Origin of the sequence: Romboutsia sp. MSSM.1001216sp_RTP31141st1_G3_RTP31141_220114, assembly GCF_039031195.1 — a bacterium.
In the GTDB taxonomy this organism is placed as follows: domain Bacteria; phylum Bacillota; class Clostridia; order Peptostreptococcales; family Peptostreptococcaceae; genus Romboutsia_C; species Romboutsia_C hominis.
Genome location: NZ_JBCIUO010000001.1, coordinates 135,224 through 153,054 on the forward strand (window position 1 = coordinate 135,224; position 17,831 = coordinate 153,054).

Below are 17,831 nucleotides of genomic sequence, written 5' to 3' on the forward strand. Positions count from 1 at the left end.
TTTACTAAATAATAGGGGGAACATATGAATAATCAAGGGGAAAATCAAAAGAATGTAAAAGATACATCTAGTGTAGTAGTAGAAAAACTATTAAATTCTAGATCAATAATCATTTCAGGAGAGATAAACCAAGAGTTGGCTGAAAAAGTAGCAACACAATTATTAATTCTACAGGAAATGGGAGACGAACCAATAAAGATATTTATTAATAGTCAAGGTGGTCATGTAGAAGCAGGGGATACTATACATGATATGATTAAGTTTATTAAACCTCGCGTTATTATAATAGGTACTGGATGGGTTGCAAGTGCAGGTATAACAATTTACCTTGCTGCTGACAAAGAAGACAGATATTCACTGCCTAATACTAGATATATGATACATCAACCATTAGGTGGATGTAGAGGTCAAGCTACAGATATACATATAGAAGCAAAAGAGATAGTAAGAGTTCGAAAAAGAATTAATAATATAATTAGTGCTGCTACAGGACAATCCTTAGAAAAGGTAGAAAAAGATACAGATAGAAACTACTGGTTAAATGCAGAGGAAGCAGTTGATTATGGTATAGTAAGTAAAGTTATATCAAGTTATGATGAGTTATCTAATTTATAAGATGTATATGTAATAAATAGAATAACTAATATATATGAAAAATTAAAATAATAAAAAAGCCGTATCACAATCAAATGATACGGCTTTTTTATATATTAGTAGATTATAAATTACTTAAATTCTTCCAAGGTTATAATATGTCAAAAAAGCAATAAAAGTGTAACTGTTTGAAACTATACATCATATTAATATATAAACACATAATTAAGGGAGGAATATAGGTGTATAGTAATAACTTTGACAATATAACTAGAAAATTTAATGTTACAGTATTATCCATTCCGATTGTATATGACTTTTTTGGTGACTATGATCCAAATGGAATGATGTATATATTAAGTGAAGATAAAGGGAAAGTGAAAGAGAAGGCTTTGAAAAATTTCAACAATAAAGATCAAAAAGGAGATCCACTTCCAATACCTACAGAAGAAGTTCAACCTCTTACAATAAGGGCAAATGTCGGAGATACAGTAAGAATAGAGTTTGAGCACAATGAAAATAGAAGGTTATCAATTCATATGCAAGGACTTAAGTACAGAAATATAAAATCTGATGGTGCTAATGTAGGTTACAATGAAGATTCTACAGTTGGTCCAGGTGAAAAGATAATATATGAATGGTATGCAGATAGAGAAGGAATATTTTACTTTAGTGATATGGGAGATACTAGATTTAGTGAAGATGCAACTAATATACATGGCCTATTTGGAGCACTTATAGTACAAGCTAAAGGATCTACATGGACAGACCCTGTAGATGGATCTGAACTTCGAAGCGGTATATTTGCTGATATACACAATCCATTTAAGCCAAGTTTTAGAGAATATGCAGTGTATTTTCATGATGAACTTGAAGTTGTAAATAGATTTGGAAATCAAATAATAGATCCTCATACTAATCAACCAATGGCAGTAACTGCTATCAGTTATAGATCAGAGCCAATGGTAAATAGAGCTAATTTAATACCGCTAAAAGATAGAGGTATTAAATGTTGTAATCCTTTTAATCCAGAGGATAGCTGCAGCCGTACAGATATAATAGAGCCTAATCATATGCTAGTAGATGGTGAAGACGTTTCTATGAGTTCATGGACTTATGGAGATCCATCAACTTTTATACCAAGAGCATATAAAGGAGACCCCTCAAAATTTAGACTTATACATGGAGGTGTATTAGAAACACATGTATTCCATCTTCATACACATCAATGGAAGTTAGAACCAGATGATCCGAATTCTACTATAATAGACTCTATATCAGTAAGCCCTCAAGAAAGTCATACTATAGATATATTACACGGAGCAGGAAGCTTACCTGGGTCTATAGGAGATCACATATGGCATTGTCATTTATACCCTCACTTTCATGAAGGAATGTGGTCTTTATGGAGAGTATTTGATAGATTAGAAACAGGCAAAGATGTAATACTTGAAAATGGAGAAATCATACGTCCACTATATCCAGATGGAACTTATATAAAAGCTCTAAATCCTTTACCAGATAGAGAAAAACCACCTAAAAAAGATTTAGACCATCCAGGGTATCCAGGGTTTATAAATGGAGTGTTTAAAGAAAGGGCAAAACAGCCGCCTTTAGGAATACTTAATCAAAACGGTCAAAATAAAATGTGCCCAACTGATATTGAAAGAGCAAACCTTTCGAAGGATGTTACTAGAGGAGCTTTATACACTCAACCTTGTCCAGATACAAGTAAATGCTACTTTAAAGAGCCAGATGCTATTTTTGAACTATTTGCACTACAAGCAAAATTGATATATAACAATGCAGGGTGGAATGATCCATATGGAAGATTTTATGTTATGAAAGAGCAAATAGAAGAATATACAGGACATAAGATGACAGATGAAAATAAAGAAAAGTTAGCTAAAATGTATGTAGCTGGAATAGAAAATGAAGAGATTAATGTAGAGCCATTAGTTATAAGAGCTAATGAGGGTGATTGTATAGAAGTTAGACTTACTAATTTCTTACCAGAAACATTACCGAAAACAGAATTTCAATTAGAAACTTTAACTGATAATGTAGGCTTTCATATACATTTAGTTAAGTTTGATGTTATAGCTTCAGATGGTGGTGCAAATGGATATAATAATATGGCTTCTGTTTTTTATGGAGAAACTATAGTAGAAAGATATTATGCTAATGAAGAATTAAATGCTTGTTTCTTCCACGACCATCTTAATCCAAATTCACATCAACAACATGGAGTGTTTGGAAGTCTTATAATAGAACCTAAAGGATCCACATACCATGATCCGAAAACAGGTAATCCAATAAAATATGGGACAAAAGCAGTAATAAAAACACCTTCAGGTAGAACTTTCAGGGAGTTTGGATTATTTGTTCATGACTTTGCATTACTATTTGATAAAGATAAAAATCCATTAAATCCACCGCCATTTTCAGGGTCACATGATGATCCAGGTGTTATGGGCATAAATTATAAATGCGAACCCTTAAGAGAAAGATTAAATGGTAATGACCCAAATCATGTATTTAATGATCCAGCTTATGTATTTAGTTCTAACGTACATGGTGACCCAGTGACACCATTACTAGAAACATATCCAGGAGATGAAATTGTAATAAGATTATTAGATGGAGCACAAGAAGAGCAACATGCATTTAATATAAATGGAATGAAGTGGAGAAAAGAAATAACAGATAAAAAATCACCATTAGTTCAATCTCAAACATTAGGAATATCAGAAGCATTTAATATAAAAATAACAGATGACTATAAAGCAGGTGATTATATTTATTACTTTGGAGGACAAGATGATTTCTGGTTAGGTTTATGGGGAATAATAAGAGTTTATAAAGATAAAACTGAAAAATTATTGCCTATAGGTAATAATAATAATTGTATAAATAATATGGATACAATGAAAAATAAAAATATAATCACTAGAGAGTTTCATATAGCAGCCATCCAAAAAGATATACTATATAATAATTTTAAAGATCATGATCCAGATGGATTGTTATTTGTGCCATATGAACACAAAGATGCTATAATTAATGGAACGATGGAACCAATTCCATTAATATTAAGAGCAAATAAAGGTGAATATATAAAAGTAACTTTAACTAATTTATTCACTAAACCAATACCATACCAAGATTTTCCAGGAGTACCAGTGGATAAAGAAATTAAGCCGTCTATGAGGGTAGGAATTAGCCCACAATTTTTAAAATTTGATCCAATAAATAGTAGTGGTATAAATATAGGATATAACGATGTAGATCAAACTGTAGGACCTGGAGAAAGTATAGAATATTTATGGTACGCAGATGAAGAATATGGAACTTGCTTATTATCATCATTTACAGATATAAGAAATCATAGATATCATGGTTTATTTGGAGCAATAATAATAGAGCCAGAAGGATCACAAATACGTAGTTCTAGCAATAATGGAAATAAAGACAATTATAAAGAACAAGTAACAGTATCTGTAGATGGAAATGAACAATTTAGAGAGTTTGTAATGTTTATGCACAATGGAATAAGACTTTTGGATGCACATGGTAATTTAATAAAAACTAATCAAGTAAATGAAGATGGTGAAGTACCTGAACCAGTAGATTTTGAAGATAGAGGTGAAAAAGGATTTAATTACAGATCAGAAAGATTTTTTAATAGATTAAAATATAATCCTAACTATGATATATCAAAAATATTTAGCTCTAAAGTTCATGGAGATCCAGCTACACCAATATTTGAAGCTTCACCAGGAGAAAAAGTTATAATAAGACTTCTAATGCCAGCCGATAAGCCTAGAAATACTTGCTTTGTACTTCATGGACATGAATGGAAAGCCCAACCAGAAGAACCATTTACAAGAATCATATCAGCTCAAGGAGCTATGAATATAGGAAATGTGTTTAATATAGAATTACTAAATGGAGCATCCATGATACCTGGGGACTATTTATATAGATCTGGGCTTATAAGATGGGATATAGAATCAGGTATGTGGGGTATATTTAGAATTAATAATTAATACGTAAAGTCATATCTCAATTAAAAGATAGTCTTCATAAAATTAAATTAAAAAGCTATATAAACTTAAAGTTTATATAGCTTTTTAATTTAATTTGAAATTGATTGTAAAAATTTAGGTATTATATCATGATTGTAGTGCTTAAAGAAATAATTTCATAGATAATAACATTAAGCTAATTCTAAAGCAATTTCCATCATTTTAGTAAAAGCAGTTTGTCTTTCCATAGCAGTAGTAGCAACACCTTCAAAAGGTAAATCAGATATTGTTAACATACATAATGCATTAACTCCTGCACGAGCAGCGTTCATATATAAAGCAGCAGCCTCCATCTCAACAGCTAATACATTCATCTTACTCCATGATTTTAATGCATCTAAACCGCCATCGTTGTAGAAAACATCACTAGAGAATATGTTACCAACTACTGGAGTTATTCCCTTTTCTAAAGCTATATCATGAGCTTTTTTTACTAATTCAAAACTAGCTATTGGAGCAAATGTACCAGGTAAATTATACTGAGACCCGTAATTTGAATCAGTACAAGCTGCCATACCTATAACTATATCATGTATTTTTAGATTGCTATTTAAAGCACCAGCAGAACCTATTCTTATAAGATTTTTAACACCATAAAAATGTATTAATTCATAAGAATATATTCCCATAGAAGGTCCACCCATACCAGTACCTTGAACTGATATTCTTTTACCTTTGTAATATCCTGTATATCCGTACATTCCCCTAACCGTATTATACTCAACTGCATTTTCTAAAAAATTTTCAGCTATAAATTTAGCTCTTAATGGATCTCCAGGTAAAAGTATAGTTTCAGCTATATCTCCTAAATTTGCAGCGTTATGTGGTGTTAATCCCATGTCTAAATCCTCCTAAAATGTCATATATATTTTAAATATTATTTTCTATTATCATATTCCTTTTGATTAACAGGAATAGTTATTTCTCCCTTTTTCACTTTTTCAGTTTGTTCTTTAACAAATGCTAAAATTTCTTCATTAACATTTTTTTCAGTAGTAGGAGCTATTCCAACTCCATCTTCATTAATTCCGAAAACACTTATTTCCCCACCTTTAAAATCTCCGTTAACTAAATCTTTAACCGTATTATATACTACCATATCAACCCTTTTAATAGCAGAAGTTATAACATTGTCAGGTGCTAAAGAGTTTTGGTCTTTATCAACACCTATTGCCATTTTATTATTTTCTCTAGCAGCTTCTATAGCTCCCGAACCAGTATCTCCAGCTGCTGTAAATATTATATCTACATTATTTGAATGCATTTGATTAGCAATAGCTTTTCCTTTAGCCGCATCTGAATAAGTATCTGCATATTGTCTTAAAACTTTAGTACCCTTTCCTGCATCATCAACACCTGCTAAGAAACCATACTCAAAACTTTCTATTATTGGATTTTTAGTGCCCCCTATAAAACCAACAGTATTAGTTTCAGTTTTCATACCAGCTATTAATCCTACTAAATAAGATGCTTCTTCAGCATTAAACATTATAGAGTTTACATTTGCTGGTTGCTTTTCATAAGAATGATCTATAATAGCGAATTTTTGATCTGGATAGTTTTCAGCAGCTTCTCTTATAGCTTCATCCATTTGAAAACCTATACCAATTACTAAGTCAGAATCATTATCTACAGCTGTTTCAACATTTTGAGCATAATCAGACACTTGTTTAGATTGTATGACTTCAACATCAACTCCAAGCTCTTTTTCAGCTTTTTGCAGTCCTTCCCAAGCTGATTGATTAAAAGACTGGTCATTTATACCACCTAAGTCAGATATCATAGTTATCTTTAAAGTATCAGATTCTTTACTACCACTACTTGAACTACATCCCACAAGAGCAAAAGACATCAATGATAAAACAACCCCTGCTGTCAATATTTTCTTAAACCTCATATTTTACCTCCAATGTTCATTGATTGATTTTATTTTAATATAAAACTTATATAAAATACAACAGTTTTTTATAAAAAAATACAAAATATGATATACTAATAAAAAATATTCAATAAGTATGATGTATTAAATAAAAATAATAAATAAATAAATCGTATTTTAAGTTTAAAATATTGAAAAATGTTCGTGATTAATATATAATTTTAAAAAATGAGAAAAAGGGAGTTTATTATGAAGCAGATACTTATAAAAAATGCATATTTGATAACAATGAATGGACAAAGGGAAGTTTATGAAAATGGCAAACTGTTAATAGAAGATAATAAAATAAAGGCAGTTGGAAATTTTGATGAAAGTATAGTAAGTTCTGGTGCAGAAGTGTATGATGCAAAAGGGAAAATACTTATGCCAGGATTAGTAAATACTCATGTTCATTTGTCTCAACAACTAGGCAGAGGAATAGCAGATGATGTAAATTTATTAACTTGGTTAAGAGAACGAGTATGGCCTTATGAAAGTAGTTTTGATTATGAAGATTCATTAATATCATCAACAGCTTGCTGTATAGAATTAATACGTTCAGGAGTAACAACTTTCTTAGAATCAGGCGGACAATATGTAGATGCAATGGTAGAAGCAGTAAATAAAACAGGAATAAGAGCATGTTTAGCAAAATCAGTAATGGATGAGGGGGAAGGATTACCTAAAGCATTTGATAAAGCTGCACAAGAAGAATTAGATACACAAGAAGAGTTATATAATAAATATAACAATACATCTAATGAAAGGGTAAAAATATGGTTTGCTCTTAGAACAATATTTAATAACTCTGATGAATTAATACTTAAAACTAAACAATTAGCAGATAAATACAAAACAGGTATACATATGCATGTTGCTGAAATAGAAGATGAAGTTGAATTTGCAAAGCTTAGAGCAGGGCTTACAACAGTAGAACATCTAAATAAATTAGGAGTGCTAGATAAAAATTTATTGGCTGTTCATACAGTATGGTTAACAGAAAGAGAAATAGAGCTATTTAGATTCTATGATGTTAAAGTTTCACATAATCCAGCAGCAGCTATGAAAGTAGTATTAGGGTTTGCATCAGTACCTGAAATGTTAGAAAAGGGAATACCTGTATCAATAGGAACAGATGGAGCTCCGTCAAACAATAGAATGGACATGATGAGAGATATGTACCTAACATCATTAATACATAAAGGTAGAACGTTAAACCCAGAAGTTGTAAATGCAGAGACAGTATTAGAAATGGCTACTATAAACGGTGCAAAGTGTGCATTATTAGAAAAGGAAATAGGAAGTCTTGAAGTTGGTAAAAAAGCAGATATGATAATACTTAACCCAAACACTATACATTCACTGCCAATGCATAATCCAATAGGAAATATAGTATACTCTATGAGTAGTGAAAATATTGAATCAACAATATGTGATGGTAAGTGGTTAATGAAAGAAAAAGAAATATTAGTATTAGATGAGGTAGAGCTTTTAGAAAAAGTAAAGAATCAAGCAGAAAAAATAAGAAAAAAAGCTAATATAAACTTAACAACTAACTTTAAAATAATAAAATAAATATGATAAATTAATAAATTATGTAATTTTAAATAAATATAAAAATCCAACAGTAAAAGCTGTTGGATTTTTATATTAGAATCTACTACTTACTAGTAGCCGTGTTCATTTTATACTTTGCAAATCTAAGCCATAATCTTATTTTTCTAAATACATTACCTTGAGATAATATAGTAAATAATCCACAAACTATTAAAATAAAATAATATACAAATATTCCATATAAGAATACAGAATAACCAATAATAGCTTTAGAGAATATACCACCAAATATTGTAAAGAATGCTATTTCATTAGCACCAACATTGCCTGGTGTAGGCATAGCAGAAACAGCCATATATAAAAAGACTTGTAGTGACAGCATATAAAAATAAGAAGCACCACTTAATCTAAGAGCTTTATATATACAAAATGCTATGCTAAAGTAAATAGTAAGCTGAACAATTGTAAGTAATGTAGATTTAAACAAAGCTTTCTTATCCTTTATAAAGGATTTAATGGAAAAATTATACTCATCTATAAAGCTATTCACTTTTGGTCGTTTGTTATCTAAAAATTTTAAAAATTTAATTTTACTTAATAAATTAAAAATAAAGTGAACAAACTTTTTAGTTTGAGTTGGTCTATAAACTATAAAAAATCCGAAGCATAAAGTAACTATATTAAGAGACATACCCATAGCAATGAAAGTAAGTACAGGTTTTAAAGTAGATTTAAGAACATCTACATTAAAAGCCATTAAAAAAATACAATATAAAGTTACCATAATTTGATATATAACAGTTTTATTAGAGACAACTGCAACAGCTTTGCTAGCTGATATATTAGATTTTGATAACTCATAAACTTGCATAGGTTGACTACCAGATGCCATAGGAGTAACTAAGTTATAATAAAGACCTAATATACCTACTTTATATCCTAAAAATTTGGTTTTAGCTCCATGTATAGAGTTTATTATAACTCTTAAAATATAACCTTCTAAAATTATATATGAAATCATTAATAAAAATCCAACAGCTATATACTTATAATCAATTACTTTTAAAATATCAGATAAAATATTTATATCTAATGTACTAGCGACTAAATAAGTGGTTACTGTCATTAAAAGGATTAAAAAAATGTATTGCAAAAGATTTTTAGGCTTTTTACTTATTTTTTTCATAATACCACCCCTATTTAAAAATGTCTATTTTCAACTCTTTTAATTAAGTTCGAAATAAAAAATAGTATCTATCAAATTTACAAAAAACTATTAAATTTGTATATAAGTGATTTTTTATATAACAATAAAAAATCACATTTATCTTGCAATAAATCTCTTTGAATTCACCAAAGTTTATCGAATGTAAGTTATATATATATTATACATATAAAAAAAGGAATTACAAAAGTATATATCAACTAAACTTATAATAGTTTCATATAAAGCGATATGCAGATGGTAATATTAAAATATTAGAAGGATAAATCATGGATAAATAGAATAAATTTTGAAAAAACTAATGTAAAAGTTTTTAGGAGGAATTATGCTAAAGAAACATAATTGTTTACAAGTTATAGAAAATACTTATTTAAAAGAAGCTAAAATTATAAAGGCAAGTACCCAAAAAGAGCTTCAAGAAAAGATAAATAGACAAGTAGAGTTATGGAATGACAAAGAGATTTATTTAAAGCAGCAGATGAAATAAAAGTATACTGGAATATGATTAAACATATTAAAGATATATATAGGATTATGATATGTATGTAAGAATAAAATAATTTAAAAATGAAAAACTAAGACTAAAACAACATTTAGGAGGAACATCATGCAATTAAGAAGAGCAGCAGAGATAATGAACTCAAAGCAAAAGGAAAATATCGTAGTATATTATCAAAATGAGCCAGTAAATATAGTTAGTCTTAATAGTAATATAGGAACTGCATATGTTAAATCAATAAATAATAAAAGAGGTTTTGATATTTTAATAGAAGAGCTAAGTGAGAAAAAACAACAATAGAGAAAATTAATAGATTACATAATAATCTATATGCTTAACATACAATCATAAAAAGATGCTTAAAATAATTATTTTAAGCATCTTTTTAATTTAATCAAATATATCTAAAACTAGCTCGTTAGACAACTGTTGTAAAATCTTAACACCAGCAACACTATTACCCATAGCATCAAGTGAAGGTCCAAATACACCTATTCCCATTTTATTAGGTACAGTAGCAAGTATACCACCGCCAACACCAGATTTAGCAGGTATTCCAATATGTACTGCAAAATCACCAGATTCATCATAAAGGCCACAAGTAACCATTATAGACTTAACAATAGTACAAATATCTCTAGGTATAATCATTTCGCCAGTAAAAGGACTGACTCCTTTGTTAGCTAAAATAGCCCCAATCCTTGCCAAATCTATAGCAGTAACAGAAATAGAACATTGTCTAAAATAACAGTCTAAAACATCTTCAACATTATCAATTAGGCCATGCCCCTTCATGTAATAAGCTAAAGACCTATTTATATCACCAGTTCTTTTTTCAGATAAATAAATATCTTCAATTACATGAATATTAGGATTGTTAGTTAACTTTCTAGTAAATTCTAATATTCTATTGGTTTTCTCATTACTATTTTTACCCATTATAAGTGAATTAACAATAATAGCACCTGCATTTATAAATGGATTAGATGGATAAGGCTTATTATTTATTTTCATATTAAGAATAGAATTAAAAGCAAAACCACTAGGCTCAACCCCTATTTTTCTAAAAACATACTGTGGTGAATTATCCATCATAGCCATTATAAGAGCTATGACCTTAGAAGTACTTTCTATTGCAAAAGATTTATTATAATCTCCAGCAAAGTATTCCTTACAATTGCAATCTCTCAAATCTACAATAGCTACACCAAGCTGGTTTTCATCAACTTCAGCAAGTGCTGGTATATAGGTAGCTACATGACCATTTTTTATGTATTTTTTGTTTTCATTAACTATTTTGTTTAGTAAATCAAACATAAAAATCGCTTCCTTTTTTATAAAATTTGTTATTAGTAGTGTACTTACCCTAAAGCACATCAAAAAAACATATCTAAAAATTCAAAAAATATTATAAAAATTAACTATTAACAAATTTAGAATCTATACAATCAAATCATTACTTAACTTTATATATAAAGTTAAAAATAAATAGAATAGGGTTAGTAAAAAAGCATATATACTCTATAAGAACTAAAAATAGAAGAAAGAAAAAGGGGGAGATCATGAAGGGTTTAATAAACAAATGGAATAAAATAAGTTTGGTAAAAAGAATATTAATAGGACTGATAATAGGAATAATACTTGCACTTACAGCTAAAGACATAGCAAGTCCAATAGTGATTTTTGGTTCTTTATTCGTAGGGGCATTAAAAGCGGTAGCACCAATTCTTGTATTTTTCTTAGTAATGTCAGCGATATCTAGCCATGAAAAAGGTCAGCAAACAAATATGAAATCAATTTTAGTACTTTATTTGTTAGGAACATTTTTAGCTGGATTAACAGCAGTAGTAGGAAGTTTTATATTTCCAACAACATTAACATTAGTAGAGGGAGCTAAAGATGTTGTACCACCAGAAGGTATAGTAGAAGTATTAAAATCATTACTAATGAATGTGGTTGATAATCCAGTAAGTGCACTTTTAAATGCAAATTATATAGGTATATTATCATGGTCATTAATGCTAGGATTAGCTTTAAAAAATGCCTCAAGTTCAACAAAATTAGTAATATCAAATGTATCAGATGCTCTATCAACGGTTGTAAGGTGGATAATAAATTTTGCACCACTTGGTATAATGGGATTGGTATTTAATTCTATAGCAACACAAGGAATAGAATCACTTCTTAGTTATGGACATTTAATAGTAGTATTAATAGGATGTATGGCATTTATAGCATTAGTAGTAAATCCTATAATAGCTTATGTATACATGAGAGAAAATCCATATCCTTTAGTATTTAAATGTTTGAAAAATAGTGGAATAACCGCATTTTTCACAAGAAGTTCAGCTGCAAATATACCAGTAAACATGAAGCTATGTGAAGAATTAAATTTAAATAAAGACACATACTCAGTATCAATACCACTAGGAGCAACTATAAATATGGCAGGAGCTGCTATAACAATATCAGTATTAACATTAGCAGCAGTCAATACTTTAGGAATAGAAGTAGATATGGGTATGGCATTATTGCTTAGTTTAATGTCAGCAGTAAGTGCTTGTGGAGCATCTGGAGTAGCAGGAGGGTCACTACTTTTAATACCTCTAGCTTGTAGCTTATTTGGTATATCAAACGATATAGCAATGCAAGTAGTAGGAGTAGGATTTATAGTAGGGGTTATACAAGATTCTTGTGAAACAGCATTAAATTCTTCTACGGATGTGCTTTTTACAGCCGTGGCAGAATATGCTAAAAATAGAAAAGAGAAAAAAGGAGCATAAAAATAAAACTTAAATGAGCGTAATTTATATATTTAAAATGTATTTATACTAAATTAGATAGAAAATAAAAAAGAGGATACTTATCCTCTTTTTTATTTAAATAAATTAAAGTATGTTTTAGATTACATAAACTAACTAGCAAAATGTATAACAGGTTTATTAATATATGTAAAAGACTTTAAAGTATCTGCATCTAAATTTTCTTTGAACATATTTACCTTGAGGTGTAATAACAGAGCCACCGACCAAGGACCTAAATTTAATTTACTTTCTAATGATTTTTTCTCATAGTAAGCATATTCTAGAAAATTTAATTCAGCATAAGTTAATCTTTTTTCATTAAGAACATAATTAAGCAAAGGATGATTGTCTATAGTAGTTACCATTCCTAAAATTGCATATTTCATTTTATTGATTTTACCATTAACAGCATTTATTTAAGTAAAGTTTCTTGATATAAAATGAACAGATTGATTAAAATTATATTTAATATCCATAGATTTTCAAAATAAATGATAGATATTATTAGTTGTTAAAGTTAAACCAGTACATATTTTAGACATTTCCTTTATTGTTAAATTATTATATAAATTTTATAAACAAATAATTAAACTTAAAAATACAAAAATAAGAAAACAAAAAAGTGCTTAATTTAAGCACTTTTTTTGTATGAGTAATATTTTTAAGATTTATTTATTATTTTTCTTTTAAGATTTCTTCTATAGAAGATACACATCTACCACATCCAGTAGCTGCACCAGTAGCATTTTTAATATCTTCTACTGTTTTAGCGCCTTCTTCTATAGCTTTTTTTATATCTAAATATTTAACTTGTTTACAAAAACATACTGTTTTATTTTCCATTTTAAATTCTCCTTTAAACTTTAATATATTCTTACAATTGTAGATACCCAAGGAAAAGGTGTTCAATCATAAAAATTAAAATATTATGTCTTAAAAAGTTATCGCATCTATGTTTATATAATTAGCATATGTTATTTATTTTAAAGTATGAAACTTCTAATAAGACATCTAAATTATAATCTATACAAAAGAAAAATAAAGTACAGAAAAGATTTTTAAGTAAACAGTTGTATAATACTTTTTAAATTGTTAAAAATAATCTTAGTTTAAAATATAAAAAGAAGGATGAGTATATATGAAAAAAATAAGTTGTAGTGTAACAAACTGTGCTCATAATTGTCAAGATACTTGTTATGCTAATCGTGTAAATATAGGTGGACAAGGAGCAAAAAATACAGAAGAAACATGTTGTGGTTCTTTCTTAGACAAAAGACATTACTCAACGTTAATAAATAATGCAAGTGAAGGTAAAAATTCAAGTAATGCTTGTGATTGTTTAATATGCAATGTAGCTACATGTACATATAACAATAACAAATTATGCAATGCAGATGTAGTACAAGTAAGTGGAGAAAATGTAAACTTATATATGGAAACAAAATGTTCTACATTCAAGCAAAAATAAGGAGGAAAATATGAGTGAAAATATAATATGTCTATGCAAAAGCATAAGTGAGGAAGCAATAGTAAAAGCTATAAAAGAAGGAGCAACAAGTATAGAAGCTGTAAAAGAAAAGACTGAAGCAACAACTGGTCCATGTAAAGGCAGCAGATGTATTTCTAAAATTGAGGAATTAATAGAAAAACATAAATAAAGAAAAAAATCTTAGAATTACTAAAATACTCCATATATTTTTATACTAAAAAATATATGGAGTATTTTTATACTAAAAAATATAAGTTAAAGGTAGTATATATTTTATTTATGTGCGCATACAAGCTTATAGTAGATTATTAAAAAATAAAGTATAATATATATGATTATTAGTTAAGGATTTGTAAAAATGAATGTAATAAAATATGATGAGACAATCCAAGGTTGGTAAACTCTATTGTATGTGCGATAGACATACTAGGATTTTCACAAATGATAGTGAATTCCTCTAAAAATGGATATGGGAATAATCTACCAACAGAAATAAACTACCTTATAAATAAAAATAAACAATGTATAATACCTAATAAATACAGTAAAGGTAAAATAAAAATATTTACGGATAACATGGTAGTGGCCTATCCTATAAAAGGGGATGGAGAAAAAGAACTAGATGAAATATTAGAAAATGTAGCAGAGTATCAGTTTAAACTATCCTTAGAAGGACTTTTCGTTCGTGGTGGTATAAGCATGGGGGACTTTTATATAAATGAAGATATAGTTTTTGGACCAGCGCTATTGGATGCCCACAACACAGAAAGTAAGATTGCTTGTTACCCAAGGATTATATTAGATAACAATACCGTATCAAAAGTACAAACTTATATGAACCATTATGATGTAGCACCTCAGAAAAATAAAATACTTATAGATAATGATGGAAATTGGTTTTTAAATTACTTAAATACTATATTTAATATTATACAGAGTGTAGTAATGAATATGAATTTGAGAGAGTTCAATATGAATTATTACTTAGACATAAAAAGAAAATAGAAGAACAATTATTTATAAATAGAGAAAACATGAGAGTATGGGACAAGTATGTATGGACTGCAAATTATCATAATTATTTCTGTAGTATACATTTTCCTAAAGAAAAAGAATTAGAAATATCTAGAAAAGATTTACTTTCGTGGCCAAGGCAAATATCTAATCAAGATACATAAGAAAAAAGCTGTCTAAAAGAAGTTAAAATACTTTTAGACAGCTTTTTATATACAAAGAAGATAATACTCACAATTGAATTTAATATAGATATTTTGATTAATTTCAAAAATGAAAATATTTTTCTAAAATATAAATAATAGACTGAGAAAATAATAAAAAAGGAAAAAAACTTGCAGAAATAAAAATGATATGATAAAATTTGAACATAAAAAACGATTGCGAAGAGGGGAAGATGATGTTTACACAAATAAAAGGAAAACTTATAGTATCGTGCCAAGCTTTAGAAAATGAACCATTACATAGTTCATTTGTAATGGGAAAGATGGCAAAAGCAGCTAAAGAAGGTGGAGCAGTAGCTATAAGAGCACAAGGCGTGGAAGATATATTAGAAATAAAAAAAACAACTAATTTACCAGTAATAGGAATTATAAAAAGAAATTATAGTGATTCAGAAATATATATAACACCTACCAAAAAAGAAGTAGAAGAACTTTCAAAGACAAAATGTGAAATGATAGCAATAGATGCTACTGATAGAGTTAGACCAAATGGTGAAACTTTAAAAGATTTAATAGATTATATACATAGCTTTGGTATTTTAGTAATGGCAGATATATCAACATATGAAGAAGCCTTAAATGCTCAAAATCTAGGGTGTGATTGTATATCGACAACATTATGTGGATATACTTCTTACTCAGAAAAGCATGAAGGTCCAAATTTAGAGCTTATAAAAAAATTATCAAATGAATTATATATACCAGTTATAGCAGAAGGAAGAATAAATACACCAAAGGATTTAAAGGATGTATATGAAAATGGGGCATTTTCAGCAGTAGTAGGTTCAGCTATAACTAGACCACAACTTATAACAGCAAAGTTTGTAAATGCTATAAAGTAAAATCATATAAAGGGGAGACAAATATGTTTAAATACTTACAAAAAGTAGGAAAGTCATTTATGCTACCTATAGCAATATTACCAGCAGCAGGTTTACTTTTAGGAATAGGAGGAGCATTATCAAATCCAAATACTATAAATGCTTATCCATTTTTAAATATACCGTGGCTACAAGCAATATTTACTATAATGTCATCAGCAGGAGACGCTGTATTTGGAAATTTAGCATTAATATTAGGAGTAGGATTAGCAGTAGGGTTAGCTAAAAAAGATAAGGGAACAGCGGCATTAGCGGCGTTGGTAGGATACGTTATAATGAATGCATCTATAAAAGCAATGCTTGGAATATTTACACCAGATGCACCCGCAATAGATACTGGAGTTATAGGTTCAATTGCAATAGCATCAGTTGCAGTATGGCTACATAATAGATACAATAACATACAATTACCAGCAGTACTTGGTTTCTTTGGTGGTTCAAGATTTGTTCCAATAGCAACAGCATTTGCATCAATATTTGTAGGAGCGATATTCTTTATAGTATGGCCAACATTCCAAGGTTGGTTAGTAGTATTAGGTGAGAAGATAGCAGTACTTGGGCCAGTAGGAACATTTTTTTATGGGTTCTTAATGAGAATTTGTGGAGCAGTAGGACTTCATCACATGATATATCCAATGTTTTGGATGACAGAGCTTGGAGGAGTAGCAACAGTAGCAGGAAAGCAAGTAGTAGGAGCTCAAAATATATTCTTTGCACAATTAGCAGATCCAAATCATGTAGGGTTATTTACAGAAGGAACAAGATTCTTTGCAGGTAGATTCGCAACAATGATGTTTGGGTTACCAGCAGCATGTTTAGCAATGTATCACTGTGTACCTAAAGAAAAAAGAAATTTAGTAGGTGGATTATTCTTAGGAGCAGCTTTAACTTCATTTGTAACAGGTATAACTGAGCCAATAGAGTTTATGTTCTTATTTATATCACCACTTTTATATGTTTTCCATGCAGTACTAGATGGTATATCTTTCTTTGTGGCAGACATATTAAACATATCAATAGGTAATACTTTCTCTGGCGGTATAATAGATTTCACATTATTTGGGGTATTACAAGGAAATGACAAAACAAATTGGATGTTAGTAATACCAGTAGGATTATTATGGTTTGCAATATATTATGTGTCTTTTAGATTCTTCATAACAAAGTTTAATATACCAACGCCAGGAAGAGGAGACGATGAAGTTGAAGAAGTTAAAGTAACTGATAAAGATTCTTTAAAGGACGATGCAGTTGTTATAATAGAAGCATTAGGTGGAGCAGAAAATATAGAAGAAGTTGATGCATGTATAACAAGACTTAGAGTATCGGTTAAAGATGTCAATAAAGTAGATAAAGCTACAATTAAAAAAATAGGAGCAATAGATGTATTAGAAGTTGGTGGAGGAATACAAGCAGTATTTGGAGCCAAAGCAGTTTTATATAAAAATATAATAAATGATATATTAGGAACTAATGAATAATTTATATAGTTTCTAAATACTTAAAAGGTGTATAATATTTTATACACCTTTTAATAT

18 protein-coding genes are annotated in these 17,831 nt (G+C 28.9%); 12 read left to right on the top strand and 6 right to left on the bottom strand.

Translation table 11 applies throughout. The features are described from left to right. The first annotated feature begins 24 nt into the window (after positions 1-24). Both ABCP60_RS00685 and ABCP60_RS00690 read left to right on the top strand, forming a co-directional pair. Positions 25-615, top strand: coding sequence for an ATP-dependent Clp protease proteolytic subunit (locus ABCP60_RS00685; RefSeq protein WP_092927096.1), 591 nt, complete (start codon positions 25-27; stop codon positions 613-615). A gap of 221 nt (positions 616-836) precedes the next feature. Next, positions 837-4,643, top strand: coding sequence for a multicopper oxidase domain-containing protein (locus ABCP60_RS00690; protein WP_195236837.1), 3,807 nt, complete (start codon positions 837-839; stop codon positions 4,641-4,643). A 170-nt stretch (positions 4,644-4,813) separates the two neighbouring features. Here ABCP60_RS00690 and deoD read toward each other — a convergent pair whose 3' ends face one another. Beyond that, positions 4,814-5,521 carry a purine-nucleoside phosphorylase gene (gene deoD, locus ABCP60_RS00695; protein WP_092927092.1) on the bottom strand — a complete coding sequence of 236 codons (708 nt, stop codon included), beginning with the start codon at positions 5,519-5,521 and terminating at the stop codon, positions 4,814-4,816. A 38-nt stretch (positions 5,522-5,559) separates the two neighbouring features. After that, on the bottom strand, positions 5,560-6,579 hold the full coding sequence (locus ABCP60_RS00700) for a BMP family ABC transporter substrate-binding protein (RefSeq protein WP_092927090.1): 1,020 nt from the start codon (positions 6,577-6,579) through the stop codon (positions 5,560-5,562). A 231-nt stretch (positions 6,580-6,810) separates the two neighbouring features. Here ABCP60_RS00700 and ABCP60_RS00705 point away from each other — a divergent pair, with 231 nt between their 5' ends. Continuing rightward, positions 6,811-8,175 carry an amidohydrolase gene (locus ABCP60_RS00705; RefSeq protein ID WP_343101033.1) on the top strand — a complete coding sequence of 455 codons (1,365 nt, stop codon included), beginning with the start codon at positions 6,811-6,813 and terminating at the stop codon, positions 8,173-8,175. Positions 8,176-8,260: 85 nt separating this feature from the next. Here the strand turns inward: ABCP60_RS00705 and ABCP60_RS00710 are convergent, their stop codons facing one another. After that, positions 8,261-9,343 carry a lysylphosphatidylglycerol synthase transmembrane domain-containing protein gene (locus tag ABCP60_RS00710; protein WP_166504943.1) on the bottom strand — a complete coding sequence of 361 codons (1,083 nt, stop codon included), beginning with the start codon at positions 9,341-9,343 and terminating at the stop codon, positions 8,261-8,263. A gap of 364 nt (positions 9,344-9,707) precedes the next feature. Here ABCP60_RS00710 and ABCP60_RS00715 point away from each other — a divergent pair, with 364 nt between their 5' ends. Next, positions 9,708-9,869, top strand: coding sequence for a hypothetical protein (locus ABCP60_RS00715; protein WP_343101034.1), 162 nt, complete (start codon positions 9,708-9,710; stop codon positions 9,867-9,869). A gap of 120 nt (positions 9,870-9,989) precedes the next feature. Then, positions 9,990-10,181, top strand: a complete 192-nt coding sequence (locus ABCP60_RS00720) for a small, acid-soluble spore protein, H family (RefSeq protein ID WP_092927084.1) — start codon at positions 9,990-9,992, stop codon at positions 10,179-10,181. Positions 10,182-10,271: 90 nt separating this feature from the next. On the opposite strand, the gene glsA is transcribed toward ABCP60_RS00720, so the two are convergent. Next, the gene (gene glsA, locus ABCP60_RS00725) at positions 10,272-11,198 is read right to left on the bottom strand and encodes a glutaminase A (protein WP_166504946.1); all 927 of its coding nucleotides are present in this window, start codon (positions 11,196-11,198) and stop codon (positions 10,272-10,274) included. Positions 11,199-11,443: 245 nt separating this feature from the next. Here glsA and sstT point away from each other — a divergent pair, with 245 nt between their 5' ends. Beyond that, positions 11,444-12,664 (top strand): serine/threonine transporter SstT, encoded by a 1,221-nt coding sequence (sstT, locus tag ABCP60_RS00730; RefSeq protein ID WP_092927080.1) that lies wholly within the window; start codon positions 11,444-11,446, stop codon positions 12,662-12,664. Between the two features lie 131 nt (positions 12,665-12,795). Here the strand turns inward: sstT and ABCP60_RS00735 are convergent, their stop codons facing one another. Both ABCP60_RS00735 and ABCP60_RS00740 read right to left on the bottom strand, forming a co-directional pair. Beyond that, positions 12,796-13,101, bottom strand: a complete 306-nt coding sequence (locus ABCP60_RS00735; protein WP_343101429.1) for a linear amide C-N hydrolase — start codon at positions 13,099-13,101, stop codon at positions 12,796-12,798. Between the two features lie 259 nt (positions 13,102-13,360). Further along, the gene (locus ABCP60_RS00740; protein WP_092927076.1) at positions 13,361-13,528 is read right to left on the bottom strand and encodes a (2Fe-2S)-binding protein; all 168 of its coding nucleotides are present in this window, start codon (positions 13,526-13,528) and stop codon (positions 13,361-13,363) included. A gap of 295 nt (positions 13,529-13,823) precedes the next feature. On the opposite strand from ABCP60_RS00740, the gene ABCP60_RS00745 reads away from it, so the two are divergent. The 6 genes from ABCP60_RS00745 (at position 13,824) to ABCP60_RS00770 (ending at position 17,774) form a co-directional block, all read left to right on the top strand. Then, positions 13,824-14,153: a DUF1540 domain-containing protein gene (locus ABCP60_RS00745; protein WP_092927074.1), complete on the top strand. Its 330-nt coding sequence runs from the start codon at positions 13,824-13,826 to the stop codon at positions 14,151-14,153. 10 nt (positions 14,154-14,163) lie between these two features. Further along, positions 14,164-14,343: a (2Fe-2S)-binding protein gene (locus ABCP60_RS00750; protein WP_092927072.1), complete on the top strand. Its 180-nt coding sequence runs from the start codon at positions 14,164-14,166 to the stop codon at positions 14,341-14,343. Between the two features lie 272 nt (positions 14,344-14,615). Further along, complete coding sequence (locus tag ABCP60_RS00755) at positions 14,616-15,179, top strand: hypothetical protein (RefSeq protein WP_243239960.1); 564 nt, start codon at positions 14,616-14,618, stop codon at positions 15,177-15,179. A 29-nt stretch (positions 15,180-15,208) separates the two neighbouring features. Beyond that, complete coding sequence (locus ABCP60_RS00760; protein ID WP_240276131.1) at positions 15,209-15,352, top strand: hypothetical protein; 144 nt, start codon at positions 15,209-15,211, stop codon at positions 15,350-15,352. 236 nt (positions 15,353-15,588) lie between these two features. Further along, positions 15,589-16,254 (top strand): N-acetylmannosamine-6-phosphate 2-epimerase, encoded by a 666-nt coding sequence (locus ABCP60_RS00765; protein ID WP_092927070.1) that lies wholly within the window; start codon positions 15,589-15,591, stop codon positions 16,252-16,254. Positions 16,255-16,277: 23 nt separating this feature from the next. Continuing rightward, complete coding sequence (locus ABCP60_RS00770; protein WP_166504949.1) at positions 16,278-17,774, top strand: PTS transporter subunit EIIC; 1,497 nt, start codon at positions 16,278-16,280, stop codon at positions 17,772-17,774. Positions 17,775-17,831 lie beyond the last annotated feature (57 nt).